General features: G+C 64.3%; 18 protein-coding genes. 7 read left to right on the forward strand and 11 right to left on the reverse strand.

Annotated elements, in window-relative coordinates:
• Positions 1–20 precede the first annotated feature (20 nt).
• The 6 genes from ACZ1JW_RS12635 to ACZ1JW_RS12660 all read right to left on the reverse strand — a co-directional run bounded on the left by ACZ1JW_RS12635 (position 21) and on the right by ACZ1JW_RS12660 (position 4,689).
• Positions 21–953 carry a porin gene (locus tag ACZ1JW_RS12635; RefSeq protein ID WP_465140779.1) on the reverse strand — a complete coding sequence of 311 codons (933 nt, stop codon included), beginning with the start codon at positions 951–953 and terminating at the stop codon, positions 21–23.
• A gap of 278 nt (positions 954–1,231) precedes the next feature.
• Positions 1,232–1,483: a hypothetical protein gene (locus ACZ1JW_RS12640; protein ID WP_465140780.1), complete on the reverse strand. Its 252-nt coding sequence runs from the start codon at positions 1,481–1,483 to the stop codon at positions 1,232–1,234.
• A 318-nt stretch (positions 1,484–1,801) separates the two neighbouring features.
• The gene (locus ACZ1JW_RS12645) at positions 1,802–2,563 is read right to left on the reverse strand and encodes an SDR family NAD(P)-dependent oxidoreductase (protein WP_465140781.1); all 762 of its coding nucleotides are present in this window, start codon (positions 2,561–2,563) and stop codon (positions 1,802–1,804) included.
• Complete coding sequence (locus ACZ1JW_RS12650; RefSeq protein WP_465140782.1) at positions 2,563–3,075, reverse strand: cupin domain-containing protein; 513 nt, start codon at positions 3,073–3,075, stop codon at positions 2,563–2,565. The genes ACZ1JW_RS12645 and ACZ1JW_RS12650 overlap by 1 nt, the downstream gene beginning before the upstream one ends.
• 17 nt (positions 3,076–3,092) lie before the next feature.
• On the reverse strand, positions 3,093–3,752 hold the full coding sequence (locus ACZ1JW_RS12655; RefSeq protein WP_465140783.1) for an EthD domain-containing protein: 660 nt from the start codon (positions 3,750–3,752) through the stop codon (positions 3,093–3,095).
• Positions 3,745–4,689 carry a fumarylacetoacetate hydrolase family protein gene (locus tag ACZ1JW_RS12660; protein WP_465140784.1) on the reverse strand — a complete coding sequence of 315 codons (945 nt, stop codon included), beginning with the start codon at positions 4,687–4,689 and terminating at the stop codon, positions 3,745–3,747. Before ACZ1JW_RS12660 ends, ACZ1JW_RS12655 begins: the two co-directional genes overlap by 8 nt.
• Before the next feature lie 163 nt (positions 4,690–4,852).
• Here ACZ1JW_RS12660 and hisD point away from each other — a divergent pair, with 163 nt between their 5' ends.
• The 7 genes from hisD to ACZ1JW_RS12695 are packed head-to-tail and all read left to right on the forward strand — an operon-like array spanning position 4,853 to position 11,534.
• Positions 4,853–6,184 (forward strand): histidinol dehydrogenase, encoded by a 1,332-nt coding sequence (gene hisD, locus ACZ1JW_RS12665; protein WP_465140785.1) that lies wholly within the window; start codon positions 4,853–4,855, stop codon positions 6,182–6,184.
• The gene (locus ACZ1JW_RS12670) at positions 6,184–6,939 is read left to right on the forward strand and encodes an SDR family NAD(P)-dependent oxidoreductase (RefSeq protein WP_465142773.1); all 756 of its coding nucleotides are present in this window, start codon (positions 6,184–6,186) and stop codon (positions 6,937–6,939) included. The genes hisD and ACZ1JW_RS12670 overlap by 1 nt, the downstream gene beginning before the upstream one ends.
• A gap of 3 nt (positions 6,940–6,942) precedes the next feature.
• The gene (locus ACZ1JW_RS12675; RefSeq protein WP_465140786.1) at positions 6,943–8,145 is read left to right on the forward strand and encodes a cytochrome P450; all 1,203 of its coding nucleotides are present in this window, start codon (positions 6,943–6,945) and stop codon (positions 8,143–8,145) included.
• A gap of 11 nt (positions 8,146–8,156) precedes the next feature.
• Positions 8,157–9,320: an alpha/beta hydrolase gene (locus ACZ1JW_RS12680; protein WP_465140787.1), complete on the forward strand. Its 1,164-nt coding sequence runs from the start codon at positions 8,157–8,159 to the stop codon at positions 9,318–9,320.
• A gap of 4 nt (positions 9,321–9,324) precedes the next feature.
• Positions 9,325–9,732 (forward strand): VOC family protein, encoded by a 408-nt coding sequence (locus ACZ1JW_RS12685; protein WP_465123181.1) that lies wholly within the window; start codon positions 9,325–9,327, stop codon positions 9,730–9,732.
• Between the two features lie 44 nt (positions 9,733–9,776).
• On the forward strand, positions 9,777–10,439 hold the full coding sequence (locus ACZ1JW_RS12690) for a TetR/AcrR family transcriptional regulator (protein WP_465140788.1): 663 nt from the start codon (positions 9,777–9,779) through the stop codon (positions 10,437–10,439).
• Positions 10,440–10,490: 51 nt separating this feature from the next.
• Positions 10,491–11,534, forward strand: coding sequence for a Rieske 2Fe-2S domain-containing protein (locus ACZ1JW_RS12695; protein ID WP_465140789.1), 1,044 nt, complete (start codon positions 10,491–10,493; stop codon positions 11,532–11,534).
• A 21-nt stretch (positions 11,535–11,555) separates the two neighbouring features.
• Here the strand turns inward: ACZ1JW_RS12695 and ACZ1JW_RS12700 are convergent, their stop codons facing one another.
• The 5 genes from ACZ1JW_RS12700 to ACZ1JW_RS12720 form a co-directional block, all read right to left on the reverse strand.
• Positions 11,556–12,644: a VOC family protein gene (locus tag ACZ1JW_RS12700; protein WP_465123178.1), complete on the reverse strand. Its 1,089-nt coding sequence runs from the start codon at positions 12,642–12,644 to the stop codon at positions 11,556–11,558.
• 100 nt (positions 12,645–12,744) lie between these two features.
• Positions 12,745–13,863 carry an FAD-dependent monooxygenase gene (locus ACZ1JW_RS12705; protein ID WP_465140790.1) on the reverse strand — a complete coding sequence of 373 codons (1,119 nt, stop codon included), beginning with the start codon at positions 13,861–13,863 and terminating at the stop codon, positions 12,745–12,747.
• A gap of 17 nt (positions 13,864–13,880) precedes the next feature.
• On the reverse strand, positions 13,881–14,903 hold the full coding sequence (locus tag ACZ1JW_RS12710) for a VOC family protein (RefSeq protein WP_465140791.1): 1,023 nt from the start codon (positions 14,901–14,903) through the stop codon (positions 13,881–13,883).
• 127 nt (positions 14,904–15,030) lie between these two features.
• Positions 15,031–15,267: a hypothetical protein gene (locus ACZ1JW_RS12715; protein WP_465140792.1), complete on the reverse strand. Its 237-nt coding sequence runs from the start codon at positions 15,265–15,267 to the stop codon at positions 15,031–15,033.
• A complete protein-coding gene (locus ACZ1JW_RS12720; protein WP_465140793.1) occupies positions 15,267–16,853 on the reverse strand; it encodes a phytoene desaturase family protein in 1,587 nt (528 codons plus the stop codon). Before ACZ1JW_RS12720 ends, ACZ1JW_RS12715 begins: the two co-directional genes overlap by 1 nt.
• Between the last annotated feature and the right edge of the window lies 1 nt (position 16,854).

The following is a 16,854-nucleotide window of genomic DNA, read 5'->3' on the forward strand; positions in this document are numbered from 1 at the left end:
TTCCGTCTTGCTGATACCTGTCAGAAGGTCGCTAGGTGGAGGCCCTGGCGGGAAAAGCCGGCCCGCAGACCCAGGCGAACCGTCGTGGTCTGTCGTTCGACCATGTTGCCGACAGTCTGCTCCCGTCGGGATAGCGAAAGATCGCCAACCAGGCTGAGGTGGTTGGTCAGTTCGTATTCCGCTCCGGTGCCGATCGTGCTTGCCCGTTCAAGGCGGCTTCGTTGAAGCGCACCTACCAGACCGACTTCGGCCCTTCCTTTTCTCCAGACAACGCCGCCATTGGCCTCCCACTGGCCAAGGCGGGCGATGGAGGAGTTACCGCCACCTCTGCGGATGTAAGCACCGCTTGCAGCCACTTCACCCAAGCGCAATCGGCCGCCCAGACCCCAGGAGTTGATCCTTTGCACATGTACGGGACCGTCAAGCTGCGAACGCACGCCCGACGCGCTGAGCTCGAGCGTTTTCCCGCCCTTGCCGAACTGCATCCTTGCGCCCAGCGCGACGACATTGGCGTGGCGAGGGGCGTTCACGCCGTCTGCAAAAGCCTTCGGCGCCCACGATACACCGATCTGCAAGCCTTTGGCGGGTGAACTGATCATCGACATCCTGAAGGCTCTGCGAATGTCATAGGGCGTCAGCGTCGCCGGGACCTGGGCAGGGCCGTTGCCCTGCTGCAGCACACCAAAGCCGACGAATGGGGCCCGCAAGGAAAGTCTGTCAGAGGCGCTCGGCTGGTAGCCCAGCGCGAACGTCGTTCTGGCATGTCTGACATAGCCGAAGAGCTGCGTCCTCAACTGGACATCCTCGCTGTCGAGGCCGCTGGAGGCCCGCATCGATAGACCGACGCGCGTGCGGCGATCATGGAGATAGACAAGGTCTGCCGAGCCAAAGGCCTGAACGTCCACGCCGTCGACTGCGGTCTGCGAATTGCCCGGGGGAAGCACTCCAAGCACGTCGCCCGAAACCGCAAGACCGAGATCGATGCCCTTGCGGAAGGCTGCCTTCCGGCGCGAAGCAGGGTTGGTCTTCGCTTGCTTGGCGACGACCGGACGGGGTGCAGCCGCACCAGGTGCAGCTTGCGCGTGGCACGCAGGTGCAGGAAGGAGAAGCGCAGTGAAGATCAGTGCAAGGCCTACACTTTGCCCCGGCCTCCGATCGCTCCTCCCCTTCGCCGTTTCAGCATGCAGGGTTCGGGCAGGCACCCGATGCAAAGCCCCTGCAGCGGATGACATCATCCGCCGTATTTGCTGCCCTTAGCGTTGCCTACGGGCTTGCTGTTGCCCATGTTGCCCGGTCCGTAACCCCCGACGCCGTTGCCATTATTGCCATTGGCACCCTTGCCGTTCTGGTTGCCCAGTTGGGCAGCAGCGCGGGCATATGGGCTCTGCGGGTACTCACGCGCGAACGACTTCAGCGCACTCGAATCCCCCGACGAGACCGCACGGGCCATTGCCATTGCATCGGCAGTCATGGGCCCGCTCATGGTCAGTCCGACCGAAGCGAGAATAGCGGCAATCCTAGAACGATCCATATTTTCAACCCCTATCAAAGGTTGAAGTTTGGCCTATCGAGGATAGCGTCGATATAGCTGATTAGTTTAATCCAGTAATACGGCGTGCCAATCCAACAGGCTGTGGATCGGCCAATGCGAATTGTGGGCCTTCCGCAGGAGAATATCCGCCGCTGCTTTCAAGGTTGCCGCTGCAACAATACCTTAAAAGGAAGAAATCCCTCGTTATTTCAGGTCTATAGGTCGGGTGCGCAAACTGATTACTGGCAGGTTTCCGGTCCGGGACTTACTTTAGGACCCGTCGGTAATCAGCGTTCCGCCATCGACGACGAGATTATGACCGGTGACAAAGGCCCCCGCAGGCGACGCGAGGAAGACAGCGGCGCCTGCGACTTCGGCCGGAGTGCCGGGCCGGCGCAGCGGGGTCATCGCCATGCGGCGGGACATGAAGGCCGGGTCGTCGAGCAGGGGCTGCGAGAGTTCGGTGGCAATGAAGCCGGGCGAGATCGCGTTGACGCGCACGCCTTGCGGCCCCCATTCGACCGCGAGATTGCGGGCGAGCTGGGCAACACCCGCTTTGGCCAGGGCGTAGGCGTTGATCCGGCCGTTTCCGCGCAGCGAGGAAAGGCTCGCCATCAGCACCGCCGCCCCGCCACCAGACGCCGCGATATGGGGCAGGGCGAGGTTGCACAGCACGACCTGGCTGCGCAGGTTGATCGCCATGACGCGAGCGTAATCGTCCATGTCCACTTCGGCGAAAGGGCCGGGCTTGCCGGTGATGCCGGCATTGCAGACCAGAATGTCGAGGCCGCCGAAGGCTTCGAGCGCCAAATCGACGAGGGATTTCTGTGCGTTGTCGTCAGTCACGTCGCAGGCGAGGCCGGGCATGGCCAGTTCCGCCGCGACGCGCGCGGTATCGGCGGCGTCTTCGCTGGAGATGACGACGCGCGCACCTTGCCCGATCAATGCTTCGGCAACGGCGCGGCCGATGCCACGGGTGGAGCCGGTGACGATGGCGCGCTTGCCCGACAGGTCGAACATCGTTCCGGGCATCAGTGCGGCTTGTCCTCGGGCAGGGGCTGTCCGTTGTGCATGTAGGCGGGCGCCTCGATCAGGATGAAGGCGATGCGGCAGACCTTGTCGCTGGTGTTGCGCCACAAGTGGTTGGTGCCGCGCTGGATGATGATCCCGCCCTGTCCGATCGTGCGCTTGGCGCCGTCATCGAGTTCCAGTTCGATCTCGCCTTCAAGCACGATGCCGTAGTCGATCGAGTTGGTGCGGTGCATCGGGCTTTCCTTGCCCGGCAGCATGTCGACGATGCGGATGACCGAACCGCCTTCGAGCGTGAGGCCCGCCTCGCGGTGGCGACCGTCGGTCTCGTCGTTGTTGTCGGCCGGGACCGTGGCCGTGGTCCAGATCAGCAGGAACGAGGCATCGCCCGAGGAGATCATCTTCGTGGGGGTGACGTCTTCGGACTTGAAGATGGCGCGGCCATCCGCGTCGTGGCCGGTGACCACGCGCTGGACGGGGGGAAGGCCGGAATCCGAAAGGATGGGATCAGACATTGGCTGTACTCCGGTGGTCAGAGGAAGCGGACGGGTTCGACAAGCAGGTGCCGTGTCTCGGAGGGGGCGATGGTTGCGGCGGCGAGCGCAGCGAGGGCTTCGACGCAAGCGCTTGCGTCGGCGTCGGCGTCCAGACCGATTTCGTCGAACTGGCTGAAGGGGAAATCGCCTTCCACAACGCGGGTTCGGTTGGTGATCACGCCGCAGACGCCGGGCCGCGCGGCGATTTCGGCAAGCGCCCCGGCCCACTCCGCGAGGTCAAGATCACCTGCATTGCGGAACACGAACAGCTTGGCCGAGGCGTCATCCGCGCCCGGCGCAACTTCGCGTTCCTCCGCCAAGAGGGCGACCGATCCTGCAAGCTCGCGGAAGTTGTCCTCGTCGGGGCCGATGAAGTCCCGATAGGCGGCGCTTGCCTTGGACGCAGCCATGTCGGCAATCGCGGCGAAGCGGATCACGGTGACGGCGTCACGCTCTTCCAGCGTGGACGTGGCGGGGCAATCGCAGGTGTAGTGATGGACATAGCTGGCGAACTTGCCCGAGACTTCGGACTCGGCAACGACCAACGGGCCGTGGACCGTCTCGAGATGGCGGCGCAGCCCGTCGCGGCCGAGGCCGGCTCGGGTGCGGGGAAGGATCACCAGCTTGATCAGGCCGGACGGCGGGGATTCAGCCACGGATCACCTTCTGCTCCAGCGCGCCGAACGGGGCGTGTCCGCTGGCATCGACCGCTTCCATGCGGACCGTGTCGCCGAACTTCATGAATTCGGTCTTGGGCTCTCCCAGATCGAGCACTTCGATCCCGCGCCGCTCTGCGATGCACGAGGAGCCGATATCGCGGAAGTTGGGATTGGAGACCGTGCCCGATCCGATCACCGTGCCTGCGACGAGATCGCGGGTGCGGGCGGCGTGGGCGACGAGTTCGTGGAAGCCATGGCCCATGGGTTCGCCATTGGCGGCACCGAAGCGTTGGCCGTTCCAGTCGACATTGAGATTGAGGCAGACGCGTCCGTTGCGCCAGTTGTCGCCCAGTTCCTCGGGCGTCACCGCGAAAGGCGCCATGCCGCAGGGGGGCTTGGCCTGAATCCAGCCGAAGCCGGTCTTCATTTCGGGCCCTGCCAGAGTGCGTAGCGACCAGTCGTTGATCTGGACGATCAGGCGGATGTGGCCCATTGCATCGGCGGCGGTCGCGCCCATCGGGACGGCATCGACGATCACGCCAAATTCGCCCTCGAAATCGATGCCGAGCGCTTCGTCGGGGAACTTCACCGCGTCGGTCGGGCCGTAGAATTTGTCGGACGTGCCCTGATACATCAGCGGCAGGTCGGTCTTGGGCTTGGTGATGCCCAGCACCGCGTCCATGAGGTCGCCATGGCTCTGGAAGGCCGAGCCATCGAGCCATTGCCAGGCGCGGGGCAGGGGAGCCATGATGCCCGCGGGATCGAGAGGTTCGGGGAAGTCATCGATCGCGCGCAGGGCGGGTTCGACCTCGGTCCACGCCTCGAGTGCCTGCTGCAAGGTGCCGACCGGCGCAGGCGCGCAAGCCGTGCCATCGGGCGAGACGACCACGAGCCGTCCGTCTTTCGATCCATCACGCAATGTGGCCAGACGCATGTGTGTTCTCTCCCCGACAGCTGTTGATCCTGCCGTTAGGCAGGGCGCTTGAACAGGACAAAGGCATTCGGTCGATAGGCTTGCATCGATACAATGCGATGGTCGCAACCGGGAGGGTGTTGCAATGGGCTGCTCCATTGCAAACAACCTTGCGGGGAGAAACATGGCGATCTGGCTCAAGCGCGGCGCAGCTGCGGACGTGAAGGCGCAAGGCGACCGCAAGGTGCGCGATACGGTGGAAGCGGCGCTGGCCGACATCGAGCGGCGCGGCGATGCCGCCATTCGCGAGATGAGCGTGAAGTTCGACGGCTGGGACCGCGATGACTACCGCCTTTCACAGGCCGAGATCGATGCTGCGGTCGACAGTCTGACGCCGCAGGAGCGCAAGGACATCGAATTCGCGCAGGCGCAGGTTAAAAACTTCGCGCAGATCCAGCGCGCCAGCATCACCGATGTCGAGGTCGAGACGATGCCGGGCGTGGTGCTGGGTCACAAGAACCTGCCGATCCAGAACGCGGGCTGCTATGTGCCCGGCGGCAAGTATCCGCTGCTCGCCTCGGCGCATATGAGCGTGATCACCGCCAAGGTAGCGGGCGTTCCGCGCGTGATTACCTGCGCGCCGCCGTTTCAGGGCAAGATCGCGCGCCACATTGTTGCGGCACAGGCCATGGCCGGGGCCGACGCGATCTATGCGCTCGGCGGCATCCAGGCGATCGGCGCGATGGCCATCGGCACGCAGAGCATCGATCCCGTCGACATCCTTGTCGGCCCCGGCAATGCCTTTGTGGCAGAGGCCAAGCGCCAGCTGTTCGGCCGCGTGGGGATCGACCTTTTCGCCGGGCCGACCGAGACGCTGATCATCGCCGACGAGATCGGCTGCGATCCGGAACTGGCTGCCACCGACATCCTCGGACAGGTCGAGCACGGACCGGACAGCCCCGGCGTGCTGCTGACCAATTCCGAGAAGCTGGCGCGCGAGACGATGGCCGAGATCGAACGCCTGCTGCAGGTCCTGCCGACCGCCGACCATGCCCGCAAGGCGTGGGAGACCTATGGCGAAGTGATCGTGGCCGAAAGCTACGAGGAGATGGTGCGCATCGCCGACGAGATCGCCAGCGAGCACGTGCAGGTGATGACCGCCGATCCCGACTACTTCCTGCAGAACATGACCAACTACGGCGCCCTGTTCCTGGGCGCCCGCACCAACGTGTCTTATGGTGACAAGGTGATCGGCACCAACCACACGCTGCCGACGAAGAAGGCGGCGCGCTATACTGGCGGGCTGTGGGTCGGCAAGTTCCTCAAGACCTGCACCTACCAGAAGGTCGTGACCGACGAGGCTTCGGCGCTGGTCGGCGAGTACTGCAGCCGCCTCTGCGCGCTGGAGGGCTTTGCCGGGCACGGCGAGCAGGCCAACGTCCGCGTGCGCCGCTATGGCGGGCGCAACGTTCCTTATGCCGGGCAGGCCGAACCCAGCGAACTTACGCGCGCGTGATGAAGCTGCCGCGCACGCCGTCTTTCCGGCTCGATGGGCGCCGCGCTCTGGTGACAGGCGCGGGCAGGGGGATCGGGCTGGCGATGGCCGCCGCTCTGGCTGAAGCCGGGGCGGCGGTCACACTCGTGGCGCGCTCGTCGGGCGAGATCGAGGAGGCCGCCCGCGCCATCGGCAACGGCGCGGAGGCCGCGACCCTCGACGTGTCCGACACGGCTGCGGTGGCGGCGTTCTTTGCCGGACGTGAGCCGTTCCACGTGCTGGTCAACAATGCCGGGACCAACCGGCCCAAGCCGATGTGGGACGTGACCGAGGCCGACTATGACGCGGTGCTTGATCTGAACGTGAAAGCGGCATTCTTCGTGGCGCAGACCTGCGCGCGCCGGATGATCGAGACGGGCACGCAAGGCTCGCTGATCCACATGGGCAGCCAGATGGGCCATGTCGGCGGGCCCAACCGCAGCCTCTACTGCGCGAGCAAGTGGGCGCTCGAGGGGATGAACAAGGCATTTGCGCTGGATCTTGCCAGCCATGGCATCCGGTCAAACACCATCGCGCCGACTTTCATCGAAACCCCGCTGACCGAGCCGATGTTCGCCGACGCCGCGTTCAAGGCGAGCGTGCTCTCCAAGATCAAGCTCGGGCGCATCGGCAAAGTCGAGGACCTGATGGGCGCGGTGCTGTTCCTCGCCTCCGATGCTTCGGCATTGATGACCGGGACAAGCCTTGTCGTCGATGGCGGCTGGACGGCGGAGTAGCACGTGGCGAACAGCGCGGCCTTACAAGTTCCACACCTCGAAATCGACCCGTTCGATCCGGCATTCCTTGCCGATCCCTTTGCTGCACATCCCCGGTTGCGCGATGCCGGGGCGGTGGTGTTCCTGCCGGCGATCGGCTGCTTTGCCATGGCGCGCCATGCCGAAGTTCAGGCCGCGCTCAAGGACTTCGCAACGTTTGTCTCCGGACGCGGGGTCGGTCTCGCTGATTTCCTGAAGGAAACGCCATGGCGTCCGCCATCGCTGCTGCTGGAAACCGATCCGCCCACGCACGATCGCACGCGCGGGCTCATGAGCCGCGTGGCATCGCTCGGCAGCCTGCGCGCCGTGATGCCGCAGTGGCAGGCAAAGGCCGATGCGCTGGTCGAGCGGCTGGTGGGGCAGGGCGCGTTCGATGCGGTCCCGGCGCTGGCCGAGGCCTTTCCGCTTGCGGTGTTCCCCGACCTGATCGGCCTGCGCGAGGACGGGCGCGAGAACCTGATTCCCTACGCCACGGTGGCCTTCAATGCCTTTGGACCACGCAACGCGCTGCTGGCCGAGACGATGGAAGCGGCACGCGAGGCAACCGAATGGGTGGCGCAAAGCTGCAAGCGCGACATGCTGCAAGACGGTGGCTGGGGCATGCAGGTGTTCGAGGCGGCCGATCGGGGCGAGTGCACGCATGAGGAAGCCGAGCGGCTCGTCCGCTCGTTCCTGACGGCAGGGGTCGATACCACAGTCAATGGCATCGCCACGCTGGTCCACGCTTTCGCCGCGTATCCCGGGGAATGGCAGCGGCTGCGCGCGGAGCCGGGTCTGGCGAAGAAAGCGGTCGAGGAATCGCTGCGCTGGGGCGGAACGGTCCAGACGTTCTTCCGCACGGCCTCGCGCGATGTTGAAATTGCGGGGCATGTCATCCCCGAGGGCGCAAAGGTCCTGCTGTTTCTGGCAGCGGCCAACCGCGACCCGCGCAAGTGGGATGATCCGGACCGGTTCATGATCACCCGGCAGGCGAGCGGGCATGTCGGCTTCGGGTTCGGCATCCATCAGTGCCTTGGACAGATGGTGGCGCGGATGGAATCCGAAGCGGTGGCCGTGGCGCTGCTGAAGCACGTTTCCGAGATCCGCCCGGCAGGCCCGCTGCGTCGCCGTCTCAACAACACCCTCCATGCGATCGGCGAATTGCCGGTTGAACTTATACCTGCCTGAAGAGAGATACCATGTTCGAACCATTTCCCGGAAACTACGTCTGGAACCTCGGCATCAATCTTGCGCTGATTGCCGGCGGAAACCATGGCGAGCTGGACGAGGTGTGTCGCCCGGTGCGCGAGGCTGCCAAGGCCGGGGCAGATGCGGGCTCGGCCCAGTTGTTCGATAGCTGGATCGCGGTGGCCGATCAGGTCGCGCGCAATGCGCAGCGCGACGAGGAGGAGGGCTTCCTGCTTTCTGCAGGCGCGAAGTACCTGCGCGCCTCCGGCTATTACCTCGGTGCCGAGCGCCTGCAGAGCCGCGACTATGCGCCGCGCTGGGTGGCCTATGACAAGGGGCTGGAACTCTATCACAAGGGTTGCGCGCTGCGCGGCCTGCATGTCGACAAGGTGGAGATTCCCTACGAAGGATCGAGCTATCCGGCGATCTTCGTCCACGATGGCAGCGGCACGCCGCGCCCCACACTGGTCTCGGTCAACGGGCTCGACTCGATGAAGGAGCAGGTCGACATGGCAGGGCACGGGGCAGTCAATCTCGAGAGGGGCATGAACACGCTGTTCCTCGACCAGCCCGGCACCGGCGAGGCGATCCGCAAGCGCAATCTGCCAGCCGTTTACGATGCCGAGCGCTGGGGGAGTCCGGCGTTTGACTACCTGCTGACGCGCAGCGACGTGATCCATTCGCAAATCGGCATCTTCGGCCTTTCATTCGGCGGCTATCACGCCCCGCGCATTGCCGCCAACGATCCGCGCTATGCGCTGTGTGCGGTGATGGGGGCCAACCATGTATGGGGCCAGCGCCAGCGCGAGCGCGTGGCCAACGAGGGCGAGAACCCGGTTCCGCACTATTGGGACCACGTGATGTGGGTGTTCGGGATCGACAGCCAGCAGGCGTTCCTCGATTATGCCGACCAGATCACGCTCGACGGACAGGTCGAAAAGATCCGCGTTCCGTTCCTGATCACCCATGGCGCAAACGACCGCCAGATCCCGGCCTTCAACGCGCAGATGTCTTACGATCAGGCGGTGAACAGCCCGAAGCGCACCTTGCGCATCTTCACCAAGGCCGATTTCGAAGTTGAGCACTGCGGGGCCGACAACGGCACCGGCATGCGCGACTACATCGCCGACTGGTGCGCGCAGACATTTGCCGAGATAGCCGCGAACAAGGGCTGAGGGCGTGGCCGAGTTCACCTTCCACCATGGCGGCGTCTCGGTTCCATCGCTTGACGAGGCGATAGACTGGTACGGGCGGGTGCTGGGCTTCGAGGTGGAGAAGCTCTTCACCATCGAAGCCGCCCGCAGCCACACCGCCATGGTGCGCAAGGGGCCCTTGCGCTTCGAGATCTTCGAGGTGGAAGGTGCAGCACCTCTGCCCGACGACCGCCGCCATCCGCCGCGTGATGTGCGGACCCATGGCAACAAGCACGTCGCCTTTCGGGTGGCTGATCTCGATGCCTTTCTTGCCGAGATGGAAGAAAAAGGCGCGGACGTGGCGTTCGTGGTGCGCGAGGCATTCGGCAAGGGCTGCTTCATCCGCGACTGTGCGGGTAACCTGATAGAGTTCGTGGAAGAACCAGCCGATTGACCTACGCCCTTGCTCCGTCGTGCGCACGGGGGCAAGCAAGGCGCATGCGTTTTTCCGTTGCCATGGCAGATCCGCCCGTCTCAGCGAAGCAGCGCGCGGCGCAGGAGCGCTGCGACGCGATGGTCCGTCATGCCCGGGCCCAGATCATGGCGGTGGGCGTGGACCGCTTCAGCGTCAATGAAGTGCTGCGCCTGGCCGGTGGATCGAAGGCGACGCTGGTCAAGTACTTTGGCGATCGCAATGGCCTGATTGCTGCTGCCATCCACGAGGAAGCGCTCGGCGTCATGGCAAGGCTCGACCTCGACAGCGACGAGGCGCGCGCCGAGCCGCTGGACAGGGCGCTTGCGCGAGCGCTCTCGGGCGTACTGCGCTTCTACCTGACGCCGGGGTCCTTGGCTCTCTATCGCGCGGTGATCAGCGCGGCGACCGGTTCGAACGGTGCGGCGGAGGCATTCTACGTCCATGGTCATCGTGTGATCGTCGCGTCAATCGCGGCGCTGCTCGAAGCGCGCAAGCCGCAGGAGGTGCGAGCCGAACTCGATTGCGAGGATGTGGCCGATCAATTGCTGCATGCCATCCGCGCCGGAGTCTACGAGAAAGACCTGATCGGCCTTGACGGCGCAGCCGACGATGCTGCTGTCTCAGCGCGGATTGCTGCCACGCTTTCGCTTGTCTTGCCGGCGATCTTAGCAGCACGAAGCGCTTGATCCGGCATCGCATCTCCAATATGTACCGATGGTACACATATGGAGAGATGCATGACGAGCTATCTGCGCAACGCGTGGTACATGGCGGGCTGGTCCGATGAGGTCGGGGCGACGGGCCTTGCGCGAAAGATCATCGACAAGCCGGTGTTCCTGTTCCGCAAGGCTGACGGAACCGTTGCGGCCTTGCTCGATCGCTGCCCGCACCGCTTTGCGCCGTTGTCCAGAGGCACGCGCGAAGGCGACACCGTGGTCTGCGGCTATCATGGGCTGGCGTTTTCGACTGAGGGCAAGTGCGTGCGCAATCCGTTCGGTGAGCGCGTGCCCGCAGGTTCCGACATCCCTGTGTTTGCCGTCGCCGAACGTGACGGCATCGTTTGGCTGTGGGGTGGAGCGGCAGAGGCGGCCGATGCGGCGCTGATCCCCGACTTCGGCTTCATCCCCGACACGCCGCACAGCCGCACCGTGCGCGGCTACACGCTGATGCAGGCGAACTACGAATACGGCACCGACAACCTGCTCGACCTTTCGCATATCGAGTTCGTCCACAAGGGCACGTTCGCCGGGCAAGGCGTGATCTTCGCGGGCGAGCACACGGTGCAGGTGGAGGGGGAAACGCTGCATTCCAACTGGTGGATGCCCGACATCGCGCCGCCGTCGGTGGCACAAGGTGTGTTCCCGCCCGAGGCCAAGGTCGACCACTGGCTGGACATGCGCTGGAACGCGCCTGCCTCGATGCGGCTAAACGTCGGCGTTGCTCCGCATGGTGCCGGGCGCGAGGCAGGGTTCGAAGTGCCGCAGGCTCACATCCTGACCCCGGCAGATGCGCACACGACGCACTACTTCTGGTCATCGACCCGCTACAACGATCTCGAGAGCACCGAAGTCGACGCAATGCTGCTGGCGCTGTTCGGCGAGGCTTTCAACCTCGAGGACAAGCCGATGATCGAGGCGGCCTATGCCAACGTGCGCGACAATCTCGAGGCAGGCGGGGATTTCTGGAAGGAAAGGCCGCTGTCGCTGGGGATCGACCAGGGAGGTACTCGCGCGCGGCGGCTGCTGGAGCGGATGATCGCGCGAGAGCAGGCGACGGGGTAACCGCCGCCTGCTGCGGGCGCATCAGATCGCGTGTTCGTCCTCTTCGGTCAGGTTCGCCAGGTCGCCGGTGATCGGCTGCTTGCCGGGCTTGGCGCGGCGGTAGGGTTCGAAGCTCTTGCGGTCATGGTCGAAGACCATGTCCCAGGGGATATCGTCGCCTCGAAAGATCGCGGGCGCGTTGTGCGACCACAATAGCGAGCCGAACTTGAAGTCCCAGGCGCGGGGCACCCAGTTGTCGTCCACGTAGTCGGTGTCGGCGTGGTATTCCGCCTCTCCGGCATGGCCCGGCATTTCGCAATAGTAGTAGATCGCCGATGAGATGCGGTGGCGCGAGATGCCGCCGCTGGTGTTCATCGTCGTGTTCTTCCAGCCCTTGTTGTCCATGATGTTAGCGCCGAGCATGACCTCGTCGATGTCGTCGCAGCCAAAGGCGATGTGCATGAACTTGAAGTGATCGGGCGCGATCGGCAGGTCGCAGTTGACCCAGAAGATCGAGTGATGCTCGAACGTGCCGCCCGCGCGTGCGAAGATGCCGGTACCCTTCGAATGGTCGATATAGCGGAAGCCCAGGTGGCGCTCATAGAACTCGAAGCTGCCGACATAATCGGGGCTGAAGAACACCACGTGATTGATCGTCTTGGGAATGGCCTTCTTGCGCCAGATGCGGTGCTGGTTGAAGCGCGGCCAGTTCGACGGCGTGTTGACCGGGCTGGCCTCGGACACCACCGGACGCTTGTCCCACACGCGCAGGGCGATGGGCTGGCCATCGGGGCAGACGCAATGGACGGTGCCATCGGCATCGCGCACTACCGGTACTTCGGTGGCGAGGCTGGCGGCGATCTTTTCAAGGTTGGCGGCAGTATCGATGCCCCAGACCGTTTCCTTGATCCCGTCACCAGCGAAGGGATCGGGCACGGGCAAGCGGGCATCGCCGTGCAGCAGCAGGATCACGCGGCTGCCCGACTGCAGGCGAAACACCGCTTCGCTTGCGCTTTCGCTTTCCAGCGGCAGTCCGAAATCGGTCCAGAAGCGGACGTTCTCAGCCATGTCGGTCACGCCGAAGACGACGCTTTCGACGCCGAGCACGGCATTTGTTGACTTGAGGGGCATGAATTCTCCCAGGCTATCTCTAACCCATTCTTCATGCCCAACCAGCAACGGGTCCGGAAACGCAAGTTTCCGGACCCAAGCTATCGACCGTGCAGATGGATCAGACGGGTTCGCCCAGCTTCTTGCGGATCAGGTCGGTCAGGGCAACAGGATCGCCAGCGGCTTCGGGATGCATGTCCCATTCGCCAAGCTGGATCGAACTCGTGCCGACGAGCTTTGCGCGTTCGAACCGGCGTTCCATGAAGGCGGCAAGTGCATCATCGACATCGCGTTCGGCCAGTTCCTCTGACAGGACGACAGCATCCTCGACCGCCATCGCGGCGCCCTGGCCAAGATGCGGCGTGGCCGAGTGGGCGGCATCACCGATCAGCACGACGCGACCCTTGTACCACGGTGCAGGCATGATGCAGGCCTCGAGCGGACGATAGACCACCAGCGCCGGGTCGGTGACATGGCGTGCCGCATCTGCCAGCAAGCCGCCATATCCTTCCAGCCGCGCGCGCATCTCGTCCGCCAGTGTTTCGGGCGCGAAGCGGTGATTGCCCGGCTCCTCGAACACGGCAAAGATGTACATCTCCTCGGGCGTGAGCGGGCAGTAGCCGGCCTTGCCCTTGCTCTTGCCAAGATAGATGTCGGACCACTCAAGGCCTTCGGGACGCGGCACGTTGTAGCGCCACACGCCTTGCCCGGTGTATTGCGGCCTTGCTTCGGGCCACAGGACCTTGCGCACGGCCGAATAGTTGCCGTCAGCGCCGATCACGAGGTCGTAGGTGCCGTGCGTGCCATCGGTAAACAGCACGTCCACCCCGTCGCCGTGATCGTCGAGGCTTTCAAAGGTGACACCAAGCCGCACCGGAATGCCGAGCGAGCGCACCTTGTCGGTCAGAACCTTGTGCAGCGCGGGCCGGGTGATGCCGAGGTCCGAGGGAAGGCCGTCAACAGCCGTATCGCCCGGGAGCGTTTCGATCACCCTGCCGTCGATGTCGAGGAACCGCGCCCCGCGATAGGCATAGCCTGCCTTCACCGCAGCTTCGCCCACATCGAGCATGTTCAGCGCGCGGACGAAGTTTGCCTGGACGATGATGCCCACGTGATAGACCTTCCAGTCCTTGTCACGTTCGACAATTTCCACGTCCAGCCCGCGCTGGTGCAGACCGATCGCTACCGACAGGCCGCCCACGCCGCCGCCGATGACAAGAATTTTCCGTGCCTTGTTCATGTGCCAAATCCTCTCGTTCATTCGGCAGCTTCGGCCAGTGGGGCCGGGTCTGCGGGGTGGTAGTGCAATTGGTCGGGCCGGGCATAGGTGACGTCCCAGTTGGGTTCGCCCTTCATGAAATCTGGCAGGTTGGTCATGTAGATCGCGGTGCCGAACGCGCCGTCCCAGATGCGCGGGCGCCAGCCATCATCGACGCAATCGCAGTCCGCGCCGTACTCGGCCTCGCCACCTGCAGGGCAGGGGACATAGAAGAACGCGGCGGAGGTCAGGCGGTGGCGGCCGAAGCCCCAGTTCCAGTCGCCGTAAGTGTAGCCGCGCCGGTCGAGGTAGTTCTTCGCGACCATCAGCTCGTCGATGTCTTCGACTTCCCAGTTGGCGTGATGGAACTTCAGCGTACCGTCGAAGCCCGGCATTGGCGCATGGGCATCGGCGAGGAACACGTTGTGGTGCTCGTAGCAACCATCGGCACGCATGTAGACGCCGAAGCCCTTCTGCATGTCGGTGATGCGGAAGCCGAGCGCATCGCGGTAGAAATCGACCGCCGCTTGCACGTCGGGAAAGGTCCAGACGCAGTGGTGGGTCCGCTTCGGCACGGCGCGGTCGATCCACTTGCGCGGCTGGTTCAGCCGGGCGATGCGGCCCACGGTGTTCTGCGGCGTCGGGGCGCCGAACACGGCGCGCGGCTGCCACACCTGAAGCCCGATGGCCTGGCCGAACGGGGTGACGAAATGGACGATGCCTTCGTCGTCGGTGGCAAGTTTCACCAGCGGCGCGAGCCGCGCCTTGAGCCGGGCCATGCCTTCTTCGCTATCGACCGCCCAGACGCACTCGTGCACGCCTCGCATGGTCTGTACCGACCCGGCAGGCAGGCGCGGATGACCGGCCTTGAGAAACAGCGATTGCGAACCGTCAGCGGCCTCGAACAGTGCCGAAGTCTCGTCCCGCGTGATGAGCGAAAGGCCAAAGTCGGTGAAGAAGCGCACGCACGCCGGCACGTCCTCCACCATCCATGTCAGCCGCCTGATGCCGATGATCGCCATGCAAAGTCTCCCGTGATTACCGGGAGCGTTTTGCGATGGACGGGGGTTGCGCTTCTTGATGTAGCGCAAATCGTTACCATGAATTGTTTTGACGCCAATGCATCTGCCAAATCAATAGATTTGCGCGTCAGCTTTTGCGAAACAGCATCGTCAGCAGGAAGAGAAACGTTCTGAAGTTGATCAGCTTCAGCGCAGCGCGCGCTTCGGCGGGCGTCAGCTTGGCAACCATCGGCATCGCGCCGAAGATCTTGCCGCGAATGACCAGCGTATTGCCATCCGGCTCGATCTTGCGGATCGCCATGAGTTCCTTGTCCTGCGCGTCGAGGATGCGCGCCACCGGCACCTTGGGCTTTGCGTTGCTCATCAGATCGGCCCTCCGCAGACCTTGTCGTAATCAATACCCATATCGTCCATCATCTGGATCGCAGTGGCGCGGCCTGCGCCGAACACCCCGCCGCCCGGGTGCATGAACGGCCCGACGAGATAGAGCCTCTCGATCTCCGGCACACGCAGCGAGCCGAGGTCGGGCGTCGGGCGGTGGCCGGCGGACTGGTAGAAGAACGGCGCACAGCCGTGGATGTCGCCGCGCACGAAGCTGGCCGGGCTGTCGCGCTCGTGATCGGCGGGCGAGCGGATCAGGCGGCCGGTGATGTTGTCGTCGGTGAGGTTTGCGTAGAACTTGCGGTACTGGGCGAGCGCCTTGTCCGCCACTTCGTGCTTGCGCTCGTCCCATGATCCGGGGCCGTGGGGGTGGAGGTCATAGGGGGCGAAGTTCACGCCGTAGAACACGCCTGCACCTTCAGGTGCCCGGGTGGGATCGAAGATCGTGTTGTCGCCGCCCGCAATCAGCCGCTCGCTTACTTCGCCGCGACGGAGCTTGTCGTACTCGAGGCACATGTCGCGCACCGAATAGAAGTCCATCAACTCGGTCATCATCGCGTTGCAGTCGTTGCCGACCTTGAGACGCAGCCGCTCCTTGAGGGTGAGGTGGGTGAGGTTGATCGAGAAGGTCGACTGGCTGACCCGTTCGGCGCGCTGCAGCACCGGCTCGGGCGTCTCGCCGACGAACTTGCGCAGCACGTGGGGGTGGATCGCGCCGATCACGCCATCGCGCGCCATGAAGCTCTCGCCATCGGTCAGTTCGAGGCCGACCGCCTTGCCGCCTGAAACGATCACGCGGCGCACTTCGGCATTGCAGCGCACTTCGCCGCCGAAATGCTCGATCGCGCGGACCAGCGCGTGGCTGAGCTGGCCCGATCCGCCTTTGGGCATCGAGCACCCGAAAGTGTGGATGATCCCTGGCATCACGAATGCCCCCATGCCGGTGCCGAGTTCATCGGGCATCTGCAGGTTCTCGGTGACCATGCGCACGATGTGCAGCTTGAGCATGTCGCTTTCGAAGTACTGGTCGACGATGTCGAGCGCGCTGCGCTGCATCAGGTCTAGCAGGAAGCGGCCCTCGTCCGACTGGTCCATCATCGCCACGAACGCGCCGAGCGGGAAGGGCGGGGCGTACATCCCGCTCATCAGCATCGGCAGCGCGGTCATGCTCATGCCGACGAAGCGGCGATAAGCCTCGGCATCGCGTTCACCCGCGACGCGGACCAGTTCCTCGCAGGTCCGGTCCAGGTCCTTGTAGGAGCGGATGACCGTGCCGTCTTCCCAGATCGAGACATGGACGAGATCGGGATAGATGTATTCGAGCCCGAACTTCGAGAGCAGGCCCAGCTCGTCCTCACGCAGCATCGGGTTGCCCTGGATCATGATGTGCACGTTCGAGTGCTCGTCGTGCCAGAAGCCCGGGTGCAGCAATTCGCGGGTCGAGACGCCGCCGCCGTAGTGCGGCTTGCGTTCGAGGACGAGGACCTTCTTTCCGGCCTTGGCCATGTAGGCGGCAGCGACGAGGCCATTGTGCCCCGCGCCCATCACCACGATGTCGTACTGGCTCATC

It is taken from the genome of Novosphingobium sp. BL-A-28-Hi1-0D, from assembly GCF_055521755.1.